12 protein-coding genes are annotated in these 12,100 nt (G+C 65.6%); 7 read left to right on the top strand and 5 right to left on the bottom strand.

Translation table 11 applies throughout. The annotated features are described in order from the left end of the window. Positions 1-52: 52 nt before the first annotated feature. Positions 53-964 (bottom strand): DMT family transporter, encoded by a 912-nt coding sequence (locus tag ACZLZY_RS08735; protein WP_472933840.1) that lies wholly within the window; start codon positions 962-964, stop codon positions 53-55. 173 nt (positions 965-1,137) lie between these two features. On the opposite strand from ACZLZY_RS08735, the gene ACZLZY_RS08730 reads away from it, so the two are divergent. The 3 genes from ACZLZY_RS08730 (at position 1,138) to ACZLZY_RS08720 (ending at position 3,231) form a co-directional block, all read left to right on the top strand. Further along, positions 1,138-1,443, top strand: coding sequence for a DUF1244 domain-containing protein (locus ACZLZY_RS08730; protein ID WP_472933839.1), 306 nt, complete (start codon positions 1,138-1,140; stop codon positions 1,441-1,443). A 184-nt stretch (positions 1,444-1,627) separates the two neighbouring features. Continuing rightward, entirely contained in the window at positions 1,628-1,885 is a 258-nt protein-coding gene (locus ACZLZY_RS08725) for a DUF2312 domain-containing protein (RefSeq protein ID WP_472933838.1), read from the top strand. Between the two features lie 224 nt (positions 1,886-2,109). After that, a complete protein-coding gene (locus ACZLZY_RS08720; RefSeq protein ID WP_472933837.1) occupies positions 2,110-3,231 on the top strand; it encodes a zinc-binding dehydrogenase in 1,122 nt (373 codons plus the stop codon). Between the two features lie 116 nt (positions 3,232-3,347). Here ACZLZY_RS08720 and ACZLZY_RS08715 read toward each other — a convergent pair whose 3' ends face one another. Beyond that, positions 3,348-4,478, bottom strand: a complete 1,131-nt coding sequence (locus tag ACZLZY_RS08715; RefSeq protein WP_472933836.1) for a fumarylacetoacetate hydrolase family protein — start codon at positions 4,476-4,478, stop codon at positions 3,348-3,350. Between the two features lie 230 nt (positions 4,479-4,708). Here ACZLZY_RS08715 and ACZLZY_RS08710 point away from each other — a divergent pair, with 230 nt between their 5' ends. The 4 genes from ACZLZY_RS08710 to ACZLZY_RS08695 are packed head-to-tail and all read left to right on the top strand — an operon-like array spanning position 4,709 to position 8,317. Next, positions 4,709-5,155 carry a MarR family winged helix-turn-helix transcriptional regulator gene (locus ACZLZY_RS08710; protein WP_472933835.1) on the top strand — a complete coding sequence of 149 codons (447 nt, stop codon included), beginning with the start codon at positions 4,709-4,711 and terminating at the stop codon, positions 5,153-5,155. Next, the gene (locus tag ACZLZY_RS08705; protein WP_472933834.1) at positions 5,152-7,224 is read left to right on the top strand and encodes an FUSC family protein; all 2,073 of its coding nucleotides are present in this window, start codon (positions 5,152-5,154) and stop codon (positions 7,222-7,224) included. Before ACZLZY_RS08710 ends, ACZLZY_RS08705 begins: the two co-directional genes overlap by 4 nt. Positions 7,225-7,232: 8 nt before the next feature. Next, positions 7,233-7,439 (top strand): DUF1656 domain-containing protein, encoded by a 207-nt coding sequence (locus ACZLZY_RS08700; RefSeq protein WP_472933833.1) that lies wholly within the window; start codon positions 7,233-7,235, stop codon positions 7,437-7,439. Further along, complete coding sequence (locus ACZLZY_RS08695) at positions 7,436-8,317, top strand: efflux RND transporter periplasmic adaptor subunit (RefSeq protein WP_472933832.1); 882 nt, start codon at positions 7,436-7,438, stop codon at positions 8,315-8,317. The genes ACZLZY_RS08700 and ACZLZY_RS08695 overlap by 4 nt, the downstream gene beginning before the upstream one ends. Before the next feature lie 65 nt (positions 8,318-8,382). Here ACZLZY_RS08695 and ACZLZY_RS08690 read toward each other — a convergent pair whose 3' ends face one another. The 3 genes from ACZLZY_RS08690 to ACZLZY_RS08680 form a co-directional block, all read right to left on the bottom strand. Further along, positions 8,383-9,105 (bottom strand): fumarylacetoacetate hydrolase family protein, encoded by a 723-nt coding sequence (locus tag ACZLZY_RS08690; protein ID WP_472933831.1) that lies wholly within the window; start codon positions 9,103-9,105, stop codon positions 8,383-8,385. Between the two features lie 30 nt (positions 9,106-9,135). Beyond that, positions 9,136-9,573: a Ros/MucR family transcriptional regulator gene (locus ACZLZY_RS08685; protein ID WP_472933830.1), complete on the bottom strand. Its 438-nt coding sequence runs from the start codon at positions 9,571-9,573 to the stop codon at positions 9,136-9,138. Positions 9,574-10,090: 517 nt separating this feature from the next. After that, entirely contained in the window at positions 10,091-11,929 is a 1,839-nt protein-coding gene (locus tag ACZLZY_RS08680; RefSeq protein ID WP_472933829.1) for a peptidoglycan L,D-endopeptidase MepK, read from the bottom strand. Positions 11,930-12,100 lie beyond the last annotated feature (171 nt).

Genomic DNA, 12,100 nt, shown 5'->3' with positions numbered 1-12,100 from the left:
GAGTGCCCTTCGCAAGCTCTCCGTGCAAGCTGAAACGCCTTGCACCCGCGCGTCAGAGCGTTGGCGCGGGGCGGGGGCGGGCGACGAAGAGGCCGAAAAGGATCAGGAGCCCGCCGGCGATCTGCAGGAGGCCGAGGCTCTCGCCAGCAAAGATCCAGGCGAAGAGTGCGGCGGCTGCCGCCTCGACGAAGATCACCAGCGAGGAGAAGGACGCCGACAGCACGCCGAGTGCCAGTGCCAGCAGGCCCTGACCGCCGGCATGGCTGATCATGCCGAGCGCCAGGAGGTTCGCGACCCCGGTCCCGGTCTCCGGCAGGAAGCCTTCGCCCGAGACGACGGCCGCGGCGAGGAGCGCCAGCGTGGTGATGAGGGTCGAGCGGAGCGTCGCCGCGCCGGCGGCGAAGTGCTTGCGGGCCGTGCGCATCACCAGGAAGTAGAGGCCGAAGAAGAAGGAGGTGGCGATGCCGTAGAGATCGCCCACCCAATTGCTGGATCCATCGCTGGCGGAGTGGAAGATCAGCAGCGCCGCGCCGGGCAGACAGACGGCGAGGCCGATGAAAGTCTGGCGCGACACCGCTTCGCCGATGGTGAAGCGCGAAAGCACGGCGACCCAGAACGGCGCGAGGCAGGCAAAGAAGGTGGCGTTGGCGATCGAGGTGTGGCTGATCGCCAGATGCCAGAAAATGAGGTCGCCGGAGAAGAACAGGCCGGCCAGGAGCAGCGCGCGGCCGCCGCCGGACCGGGGCTTTGCGGCCGTGTTCGCCCGCTCGATCCGCGCCCAGAGAAACAGTACGGGCAAGGACAGCGCGACGCGCCAGAAGGCGCTGGCGAAGGGGCCGACTTCGGCGTTGCGGACGAAGACCGGAGATATGCCCATGGCCAGCGCGCCGACGAAGAGCGCCAGCAGCGCCATGCCGATGGAAATGCCGAGAAGGGCGGGCTTGGCGGAGACGGAGGTGGACATCGGTATCACCAAGCGGCACGAACTATTGACGTCCTGATAGGCAAGCCGGACGACGCCAAGTCAAGGGCTTCCGTCCCGCGGTCGCCCGGCTGCGCTGTCGGCTTGCCGCTGGCCCCGTTGCATCCGATATGACAGCCGTGCCCGCTAGGGGCGAACCGACGAGGACGACAGCGATGACCGAGATCGACCAGCGCCTGCAGACCGAGCTCGAGGCGGCGGCCTTTCGCCGGCTGCGCGACCATTTGCGCGAGCGGACGGACGTCCAGAACATCGATCTGATGAATCTCGCGGGCTTCTGCCGCAACTGCCTGTCGAACTGGTACCGCGAGGCCGCGGGGGAGGCGGGCGTCGACATCGGCAAGGAACAGGCCCGCGAGATCGTCTACGGAATGCCCTACGACACCTGGCGCGACCAGTACCAGCGCGAAGCCGCGCCGGAGGCGGCTGCCGCCTTCGCGGCAAAGGCGCCGCACTCCTGACCGCGCCGGCGAACAGCGCGACCATCTTCCTTCAAACTTTCGGCTTTATCTGCTAGGTGCGCCGGACGCAGTCGAATCCCGGTCCTCGACGAGCCACGGCCTTCGGGGCCGCGGCCGTCTGGTGCGAAGGGTCGACCCCGAATTCTTGAGGCGGCTTCGGCCTCCCAGCGACCGAGAGATTCCGATGGACGAGAACACCCCCGCCGATTCCACCGTTGCCGCCGACGAACTGCGCGCCTTCATCGAACGCATCGAGCGTCTCGAGGAAGAAAAGAAGACGATCGCCGACGACATCAAGGAAGTCTACGGCGAGGCCAAGGGCCGCGGCTACGACACCAAGGTGATCCGCAAGATCGTCTCGATCCGCAAGCAGGACGCCAACGAGCGTGCCGAGATGGACGCCATCCTGGAGCTGTACCTCCAGGCCCTCGGGATGCTCTGACGCATCATCGTCGACGCATTGCGCGGCGGCGTAAACTGAAGGGCGTGGCGGCGTGGCACGCCGTTGCGCGCGCTCGAAAGCCGGTACCCAGTGGGTCGGGCCAAGGTGTTCAGACAGGGCGGCGAAGGGCTGGGGGCCTGTTAAACGGCGGTGGAAACGCCAGTTAGTTTGCGACAGGCGACGGATCATGATCCTCGCCCCTCCCAAACTTTCGGAGAACCACCATGCCCATGACCGCCAAAGAATTGCGCTCGACCATCACCGATGACGGTGTCCTGACCCTTGGCCTGGAAGAGGTGTCGATCAACGATCCCGGCGATGACGAGGTCATCGTCCGCATCGAGGCCGCGCCGATCAATCCGAGCGATCTCGGTCTGCTCCTCGGCCCCGCCGACATTGCGTCGATGAAGGCGGGCAAGGACGGATCTCAGCTGACTTTCACGGTGCCGAAGGAGCGGATGGGCAGCGTCGCCGGCCGGATGGGCCAGTCGATGGCCATCGGCAACGAGGCGGCCGGAACCGTGGTGGCTGCCGGAAAGAACGCGAAGGCGCTGGAAGGAAAGCTCGTCGGCGCGATCGGCGGCGGCATGTATGCCGATTACCGAAAGCTCGCAGCCAAGGACGTCGTTCCCTTGCCGGCCGGCGCCACGGCGGCCGACGGCGCTTCGATGTTCGTCAATCCGCTGACGGCGCTCGGTTTCGTCGAGACGGCCCGCCGCGAGGGACATAAGGCGATCGTCCACGCGGCCGCCGCATCCAATCTTGGACAGATGCTACAGAAAATCTGCATCGCCGACGGCATCCCGCTGGTCAACATCGTCCGCTCGAAGGCGCAGGCGGATATCCTGCGCGGGATCGGCGCCACGCATGTCGTCGACAGCACGGCCAGCGATTTCAAGGCCCAGCTCGCCGATGCCATCGCCGAGACCGGCGCGACGATCGCCTTCGATCCGATCGGCGGCGGCACGCTCGGCAGCGACATCCTGACGGCGATGGAGCAAGCGGCGGCGGCGGCCATGCCATCCTACAACCGCTACGGCTCTGAAACCTTCAAGCAGCTTTACGTCTACGGCGCGCTCGATCCCGCGCCGCTGGTGCTCAACCGGCTGAGCTTCGGCTTCCGCTGGAGCGTCGCCGGCTGGCTGCTTTTTCCGTTCCTGCAGCAGGCCGGTCCTGAGGTCGGCGCCCGCTTGCGCCAGCGTGTGGTCGACGAGCTGACGACCACATTCGCCAGCCGCTACACGCGCGTCATCAGCCTTGAGGAGACGATCCAGCCGGACGTCGTCGAGGCATACCAGCGCAAGGCGACGGGCGAGAAATTCCTGATCGATCCGTCCCGCGGCTGAACTTTTGGCTGCCGCCCTTTGCCGATACTTTGGGTGCGGGGCGAATGAAATAGACGGCGCCGCGGTCTTCGCGGCGCCGTCTTCATATTGAGGTAACAGCTCAGAGCGTCAGAGCGTCATAGCAGTTTGCGGGCGGCGAGGTTGCGCATGAGGGCCGAAGGACCGAAGGTCCAGGGCGCACATTCCGTCGAGAGCAGCACGCGGTTGCGCAAGGCCCCGAGCTTGTCGTTCGAGATGGTGACGACGTCGCCGATCTTGTGGGTGAAGCCCTGGCCGGGATGATCGCGGTCCTCGCTCGGAGCAAACAGGGTACCGAGGAACAGCACGAAGCCGTCGGGATACTGGTGGTGGCGGCCGATGGTCTGGGAAACGAGATCCAGCGGATCGCGGCTGATCTCCTTCATCGAACTGCGGCCGTTCAGCACATAACCGTCCTCGCCCTCGACCTTCAGGTCGAGCTCGGCCTGACGCACGTCGTCAATCCCGTAGCTGTCGTCGAAGAGGCGCACGAAGGGACCGAGCGAGCAGGACGCGTTGTTGTCCTTCGCCTTGCCGAGGAGCAGGGCCGAGCGCCCTTCGACATCGCGCAGATTCACGTCGTTGCCGAGCGTCGCGCCGCGGACCTCGCCCCGGCTGTCGACGACCAGCACGATCTCCGGCTCCGGATTGTTCCACTTCGAGATCGGGTGCAGGCCGACATCAGCGCCGTGGCCGACCGACGAAAGGACCTGGGATTTGGAGAAGACCTCGGCATCGGGGCCAATGCCGACTTCCAGATACTGCGACCAGACGCCTTCCTCGATCAGCGCCGCCTTGACGCGTTCGGCTTCCGCCGAGCCGGCGCGAACGTTGCGTAGGCTGTCGCCGATGAGGGCGGTGACGCGGTCGCGGATGCCTTGCGCCAGATCCGGATTGCCGGCCGCCTTCTCCTCGATGACGCGCTCGAGCATCGAGCGCGCGAAGGTCACGCCGCAGGCCTTCACCGCCTGCAGGTCGATCGGCGCGAGGAGATGCGCGCCGTTCGGGCCGCGGCCGCCGAGAAAGTCGGCGACGCGGCCGAGCGTTTCGCCCGTCGTCGCCGCCAAGGCGCCGGCCGGGTCTTTCATCTCGATGAGATCGCGGACGGTCGGTATTTCGGGCGAGGTGATGTCGACGACATCGCCGTTCCGGATGACGACGACCGACGGGCCCTCCAGCTCCGGCCGCCAGACGCGACCGACGAACGTGCCCGTTTCGTAGAATTCCATGCTGTTTCCTCCCACAGCGATTCGCATCATCGCTTCCGGCGGGACCCTAGCGCCGTCGGGCCGCCAGCCCAAGCCGGACATCCGGGAGGACTAAGACGGCGCGGAAGAGACGGCCGGACAATGTCCTGCAGGCCGGTACAACAATCGTATCCACCAAACTAGCATTGCATACTTATAATGAGAGTCCTATCTATCGAATCATGCAGGCCATTGACCGTCTCCGCTTTGACATGACGAGCACGCTTCACCGCGTCGGCCGGCAATGGCGGCGTCTCGTGCGCGAACTGATGCTCCGGCACGGCCTGTCGGAAGCCTGCGCCCATCCGCTGGTGGTGATTGCAAGGCTCGGGGACGGCACCCGCCAGGTGACGGTGGCGGAAGAAGTCGGGATCGAGGGTCCGTCGCTCGTCCGGCTGCTCGACCAGCTCTGCGGTTGCGGCTTGGTGGAGCGGCGCGACGATCCCGTAGACCGGCGCGCGAAGACGCTGTGGCTGACCGACCTCGGTCGCCGGACGACGGGGCTGATCGAGGACGATCTCGTCGCCCTGCGGCGCGATGTCCTCGGCGATATCGATGCGGCGGATCTCGCGGCAACGATCAGGGTTTTTCAGGCGTTGGAGCGGGGTGTCGCGTCCTCTTCCGGACATGGCGGCCAAAGTGAGGATCAGACATTTTGATCACTGGTCTGCCCAACTGGCGGGAATGGCTGTTCTCGGCCAAGTCGTTCGTCGCCTCGATGATGGCGCTGTACATCGCACTGTCGGCCGGCCTCTCCCGTCCGTATTGGGCGATGGCCGCCGTCTACGTCGTCGCCAACCCCCTGTCGGGCGCCACGCGTTCGAAGGCGGTCTACCGTGTCCTCGGCACGATGATCGGCGCAGCGGGCTCGGTGTTCCTCTTGCCGCTCTTCGTCAATGCGCCGGAGCTGTTCAGCCTCGTCGTCGCGCTGTGGACCGGCGGATTCCTGTTCATTTCGTTTCTCGATCGCACGCCGCGGAGTTACGTCTTCATGCTGGCGGGCTACAGCCTGCCGCTGATCGCTTTGCCGGCGGTGTCCGACCCGACGCAGATTTTCGACATTGCGAGTTCGAGAACCCTCGAGATCGGCATCGGTATCGTCTGCGCTACCCTCGTCAACTCGTTGATCCTGCCCGCGCCGATCGGCCCGGTGCTGGGCGGGCGGACACAGAAATGGCTGCAGGATGCCGGCGAATGGGTGTCGGCCATCCTCAAGCGCGAGGACAGCGTCGACAGTGCCCGCGAGCGTCAGCGTCTGGCTGTCGACATCCGCAGCTTCGACATGCTGATCAGTCAGCTGGCCTATGACGACGCGATCGGCAGCACCGTGCAGCGGGCGCGCGCCTTGCGCGGCCGTATGGCCATGCTGCTGCCGCTGTTGTCTTCCCTCAGCGACCGCCTCGATGCCGTCGGCAAGGGTACCGGCGCCCCGGCGGAGCTCGCCGATCTCACCCGCGACATTGCCGACTGGATCGCCGCACCCGCCGAGAGCGGTACGGCGGAACTGACACTCTTGCAGGAGCGCCTCGCGGCACTGGAACCGCAGGGCGAGCCGGCCGCGCAATGGCAGGGACTGCTCGTCTCCAGCGCCCTCGAACGGCTTCGCGAACTGCTAGACCTCTGGCAGGACTGCCGGGTGCTGCAAGGCGAAATCCTGCTCGGCCGCAAGGCCGGTCGCAGGCAGCGCGCGTCGATGCGCCATCACCGCGTCATCAGCTCGGTGCCGCATTTCGACTACGGCCTGATGGCCTTCTCCGCCCTCTCGGTCGTCGCCGTCACCTTTCTGGCGGGCCTCATCTGGATCATGACGGGCTGGCACGAGGGCGCCGGCTTCGTGATCATGGCGGCGGTCGGCTGCTCGTTCTTTGCGGCCATCGACAACCCGGCGCCGATGATCAAGAGCTTCGTCATCTGGATGTCGGTGGCGGCGGTGATCTCCGGCGTCTACCTCTTCGGCATCCTGCCGAACGTCCAGGATTTCGGCATGCTGGTGCTCGTCTTCGCGCCGCCGTTCCTCCTGGCGGGGACCGTGATCGGCCGGCCGCAGTTCATGCTCATCGGCATGCTGCTGGCGGTCAACATCGCCTCGCTCGTCGGGCTGCAGGAGATCTACGCCGCCGACTTCGGGACCTTCGTCAACGGCAATCTCGCCTCGGTCGCCGGCGGCCTGTTCGGGCTGGTCTGGTCGATGGCAACCCGGCCCTTCGGCGCGGCCTTGGCGGCGCGGCGCTTGGTGCGGGCGGGATGGGCGGAGATCGCCGCCACCGCCGGCGGACGGCGCAATGCCGATCCCGCTCGGTTTGCTGGGCGCATGTTCGATCGCCTCGGCCAGCTCGTGCCCCGTCTGGCCCAGGGTGTCGCAGAGGACGTCGCGGCCACCGACATGCTGGCGGAACTGCGGATCGGCATGAACATGCTTGACCTCAAACGGATCGAGCCTGACCTCCCGCCTCCACTGCGGACGCATGTGCGCACGGTGCTCGACGGCGTCGCCGAGGCCTTCGCCGACCGGCTTCACAACACCCGCCGTGATGGGGTCGCGGAAAAGCTGCTGGTGGAGATCGATGCCGCGCTGGTGGCACTTGTCGACATCACCGACGGGCCAACGCGGCGGACGGCGCTGCAGGCAATGGTCGGGCTTCGGCGCGGCCTCTTCGCCGACCGACAGGCACCCGTGCTGACCATGCCGCGCCACGATGCTCCGCCCCTCGCCATCGCCGCGGAGTAGGGCAAACCATGTTCGGCGACTTCAACATCTTCGGCGTCTTCGTTCCCCGAATCCTTATCCTTGCGCTGGTCGCCTACGTCCTCAATCTCGTGCTGCGTCGGGTCTTGGCACGGCTCGGCGTCTATCGCCTGGTCTGGCACCCAGGGCTCTTCGATCTCGCTCTGTTCGTCCTTGTCCTTGGTGGCGTGGCGCAATTATCGGAACTGTACCTGTGAAAACGCTCTCCCGGATGATCGGCCGCGTACTGTTCACCCTCGTCATCACCGTCGTCGCAGCGGTGGTCGGCTGGCAGACGTGGGACTACTATATGAACGAGCCCTGGACCCGCGACGGCCACGTCCGAGCAGACGTCATCGGCATCACCCCGGACGTGTCCGGCATCGTCAACGAGGTGCTGGTGGCAGACAACCAGACGGTGAAGAAAGGTGATGTGCTCCTGCGCATCGACCGCGAGCGTTTTGCGCTGGCGCTTCAGCTGGCGGAGGCTGCTGCCAAGGGGCAGGCGGCATCCCTCGAGCAGGCGCGGCGCGAGTATGAGCGCTATCAGCAGCTCAGTCGCAACGTCGCTTCGCAGCAGAATGTCGAGCAGGCCGGTGCGGCCCAGGCTGTGGCGGAGGCTTCCTATGAGCAGGCGGTCACCAACCGCGACCTTGCCAAGCTGAACCTCGAACGCTCGGAAATCAGGGCGCCCGTCAACGGCGTGATCACCAATTTGTCGCTGAATGCCGGCGACTACGCGACCGCCGGCAAGGCCGTCATCGCGCTGGTGGACAGCGACTCGCTTCGCGTCGAGGGCTATTTCGAGGAAACCAAGCTGCCGCGCATCGCCATCGGGGATCCGGTGGATATCGCTGTGATGGGGCATCCCGGCAACCTGAAGGGACGTGTCGAGAGCATTGCCGGCGGCATCGAGGATCGCGAGCGCAGCGCCGGATCAGAGCTTCTGGCCAATGTCACGCCGGCTTTCAGCTGGGTGCGGCTGGCGCAGCGCATTCCTGTCCGCATCGCGCTCGACGCCATGCCCGCCGGCGCGCCGCTGGTCGCCGGCCTGTCGGCAACGGTGACGGTGCGACGCGCTGCGGCTGCTGACTGAATCACTGCGGATCGGATTGGCACCGGGCGTCGAACGTCCGGATCATGCGTCGAAACCATTGGATTTCAGCGGCCCGTCGGGGAAGCAATCCGTGTGCGCAATTCCCCGATGCCGTCGATCCCGCCGACGAGAACATCGCCGCGCTCGACAGGACCGACGCCCGCCGGGGTTCCAGCGAAGATCAGATCGCCTGGCTGTAGCGTAAAGAGGGTCGACAGCGTGGCGATGATCTCCGGCACCTTCCAGATCATCTGGTCGAGGTTGCCGCGCTGGCGCATTTTTCCGTTCACGGTCAGCCAGATCGCGCCCTTGCCGATGTCGGGAGCGTTCGCGACCGGCATCAGCGGCGTACACGGAGCCGATCCCTCGAACGCCTTGCCGGTTTCCCAGGGGCGGCCGAGCTTTTTCGCCTCCCCTTGCAGATCACGGCGCGTCATGTCGAGGCCGACGGCATAGCCGAAGACGTGGTCCATGGCGCGGTCGAGCGTGATGTCGGTGCCACCGGTCCGCAGCCCCACCACCAGCTCGATCTCGTGGTGCACGTCGGCCGTCGCGCTGGGGTAGGGGAAGTCCCGGCCGGACAGGATGAGCGTGTCCGGGTTCTTTTGGAAGAAGAAAGGCGGTTCGCGATCGGGATCGTGCCCCATCTCGACCGCATGATCGGCAAAGTTCCGCCCGACGCAGTAGATGCGGTGAACGGGGAACCGCTTGCTGCTGCCGAAGACCGGAAGCGACGGCACGGCCTTGGGCTCGAACACGTAGAGCTCGTCTACACCGCCATCGGCCATTCCGGTTCTCCCGTCAGCGTTTTTAAACGGTCAGGCGCCGGCCCGACCGGTCCGGCGACGCTTGTGACCGAGGCCCATCTGCTTGGCGAGGCGCGAGCGTGCCGCCGCATAGTTCGGCGCCACCATCGGGTAGTCCGCGGGCAGATCCCACTTTTCGCGATAGTCCTCGGGCGACAGATTGTAGTGCGTCATCAGGTGGCGCTTCAGCGACTTGAACTTCTTGCCGTCTTCTAGGCAGACGATGTAGTCGTCGGTGACCGACTTCTTGACCGGAACGGCGGGCTTTGGCTTTTCCGCGGTCGGCGCCGCAGGAGCGGAATGGGTGCGACCCAAGGCCCCGAATACATCGGAAATCAGCGCCGGAAGGTCGGTCACCGGAAGCGAATTATTGCTGACATAGGCGGCCACCACCTCGGCCGTCAGTTCCATCAGCATTTCAGTATTATCGGCTGTCTCGATCTGGTCCATGTCTCACCCAATCACGTGAACGGCCTTGTTCGGACCGTATCGCCAAACGTCTGCTATGACCGATTTCCAGGAGATGCGACGCGCTCTGTACACTGGCATGCTGCCGCATAGCGATAGCGGCGCTTATCTGCTTGTATTGATACTGCGTTACTTAATGTCAAGGCATAAGTCAGGCATCGCAAGCCCGTCCAACCTTAAGTCGCCAGAACAGGTTTAGAATAAAAAAGGGCGCCGCGGCGGCGGGACTAGGCCTGCTTCCGCTTCAATCGCCGAAAATCTTTTCATCCGGGGGTGAGCGACACCCGCATGCCGTGCTGAACGCATCCGCGTCAATATTCAATATTCGCTCCCAGGGGAGCATCGCTCGTAATGTCGGCAGGATTTTCTGCTGTCCTGGCGGGCCGACGCGAATCATATCCGCGACACATACGCTCTCGCCGAATTGCCACGGGCCGCTCGGTCAGCGAAGGGCGTGCCCGCTGTTGGCGAGCGCGGGGCCCGCCAACAGATGCGGCGACTATTCGAACTTGGCAACCGGAAGGAAATTGACCGCCGAGCCCGCGAAGCGGTTGGAGGCGTTGGTCAACGGGTTGGCGGTGAAGCCCGCGGTGAAAACCGAGGAGGGAACCTCGCGCACCAGGCCGTCAGCCTTCGGCTTGCGGAGGACCTCGGACTTTGCCCGCGCCTCGGGGTCGGTCACGAGTGCTGCCATCTCGATCCGCGACGTGATCGCCTTCTGCACATGCTTGACGGACTGAGCGGCCGGAGCCGGGGCCGGGGACTTGACCCGGGCGAAGCGCCCAGTCTTGCCGGCGGGCACGGCGATCTTCGCTGTCGTGCGCACCGGCGCTGCCGTCGCAGCCGCAACCTTGCGGCTTTCCAGTGCTGCCACGAGCTGGTTGTCGACAGCCTTCTTGGACGGCTCCGACGGGACGGCGACGACGGGCGCTGGCTTGGCGCCGAGGTCAGCCCGCATGGCGGGAGCCGCCTCGAGGATACGCTTGATCGGATCGTTGCTCGCCACCAGCGGCGACGGCACCGGAACTGCAGCCGTTTCAACAGGCGCTGCCGAGGCGCCGCCCTTCAGGATGGCTTCGAACGGCGGACGTTCACGCGGCGTCGGCACGGCGTAGGCCATCTGCGCGGGAGCACCGACCACGGCTTCGTCGACCGGCGGAGAGGCTTCAAGCGCGGCGACGAGGCTCGAAACGTCGTCCTCCTTCGCCGGCGTTGCCGTCGGCCGAAGCGGGGCAGCATGCGGCACGGGAACGCGAGCCGGGACCAGCGCGGCGACATCGGTCTCCGCGGCCGCTTCGGCGGTCGCGAACGGCAGCCGGTCGGCGATCGCCGCGGGCGGGGTGGGCGCCGACGTGTCATAGGTATCGCGGATCGGCAGCGGAACGCCCGACGCCAGCATGTTCGGCTTGGCCGACGGCACCATGGCGGCCACGGCGACGCTTGCAGCTGGCTTCGGCGGGACCGGCATGGCCGCAGGGGCGAGCCTTGCTGCCGGTTTCGACGGCACGGCCTCGGCGACCTCGGCCTCGGCGTTGTCGTCTTCCTCGTCAGCCCCGCCGCCGCCGAAGATGGCCGCGAAGAGCGTCTTGCCACCGCCACTGCTGCTCGGGCTGGTCCGGCTGATCGCGCCGCCCGAATTGGCGACCTGAATCGTGCTGGCCGTCTTGCGCGATTTGTAGGAGGCGAGCGCCTGCTCGTAGCCCGGCAACGGCTTGCCGTCGGATGGCACATGCACGGTGTTGCCGTTCGGGAAGACGGCGACGAGTTCCTTGCGGCTCATCTTCGGCCAGTGACGGGCATTGCCGACGTCGAAATGCACAAAAGGCGAGCCGGAGCGCGGATAATAGCCAACGCCGCCGACCTGCATCTTCAGGCCGATCTCGCGCATCTTCTTCAGCGGCACGTCGGGAAGGAAGAAATCGAGGGCGCGGCCGGCGGTGTGCTGGCTTTCCTTGGCGACACCCGAGGAGCGCGAGCGCAACATGTTGTTGGTCGCCGGCGAACGGAAACCGCAGATGACGTTGATGTAGGAGCGTGAGCCGGACTGGCGATACGCCTCCCAGATCAGATCCATCAGGCGCGGATCCATTTTGGTCTCCTGCTTCTTGCGCCAGTCGCGCAGGAACCAGTTGATCTCCTTCAAGCCGGACGGGATGTAGCGACCGTTCCGCTTGTAGTCGATCGCGACCTTTTCCTTGGTGTGCAGATTGTAGAACTTGAGGGTGCGTGTTTCAGCCTTCGCGGTAACCGACCCGACGGAGAGGGCCAGCACGCAGAGGGCGGCCATCGAAGCGGCGCGCGTTCCAGCGCGGCCGACAAGGTCGGTCAGTCCGAACATTCGGTACCAGTCCCCTCAGGTTGACGAACACGGTCTATGCGTCCCCAGACCGCTGTCTTATAGCAGGATAGTTAACGGTCTTCCAATCGGCCGAGAGTGCGGCGCTAAGATGACGCATAGCCTACTCCGACCCAATTTGAAAAGAAAAGGGTTAACAGGATGTGAATGCAG

Source organism: Mesocryomonas lacus (assembly GCF_055730135.2).
The sequence above is the reverse complement of the archived record's forward strand: the minus strand, read 5'-3'. Positions and strand labels throughout refer to the sequence as shown.

Bases quoted from the DNA above. Each gene is read 5' to 3' on its own strand.
- ACZLZY_RS08735 (WP_472933840.1), bottom strand. From the start codon at position 964: ATGTCCACCTCCGTCTCCGCCAAGCCCGCCCTTCTCGGCATTTCCATC.
- ACZLZY_RS08730 (WP_472933839.1), top strand. From the start codon at position 1,138: ATGACCGAGATCGACCAGCGCCTGCAGACCGAGCTCGAGGCGGCGGCC.
- ACZLZY_RS08725 (WP_472933838.1), top strand. From the start codon at position 1,628: ATGGACGAGAACACCCCCGCCGATTCCACCGTTGCCGCCGACGAACTG.
- ACZLZY_RS08720 (WP_472933837.1), top strand. From the start codon at position 2,110: ATGCCCATGACCGCCAAAGAATTGCGCTCGACCATCACCGATGACGGT.
- ACZLZY_RS08715 (WP_472933836.1), bottom strand. From the start codon at position 4,478: ATGGAATTCTACGAAACGGGCACGTTCGTCGGTCGCGTCTGGCGGCCG.
- ACZLZY_RS08710 (WP_472933835.1), top strand. From the start codon at position 4,709: ATGACGAGCACGCTTCACCGCGTCGGCCGGCAATGGCGGCGTCTCGTG.
- ACZLZY_RS08700 (WP_472933833.1), top strand. From the start codon at position 7,233: ATGTTCGGCGACTTCAACATCTTCGGCGTCTTCGTTCCCCGAATCCTT.
- ACZLZY_RS08690 (WP_472933831.1), bottom strand. From the start codon at position 9,105: ATGGCCGATGGCGGTGTAGACGAGCTCTACGTGTTCGAGCCCAAGGCC.
- ACZLZY_RS08685 (WP_472933830.1), bottom strand. From the start codon at position 9,573: ATGGACCAGATCGAGACAGCCGATAATACTGAAATGCTGATGGAACTG.
- ACZLZY_RS08680 (WP_472933829.1), bottom strand. From the start codon at position 11,929: ATGTTCGGACTGACCGACCTTGTCGGCCGCGCTGGAACGCGCGCCGCT.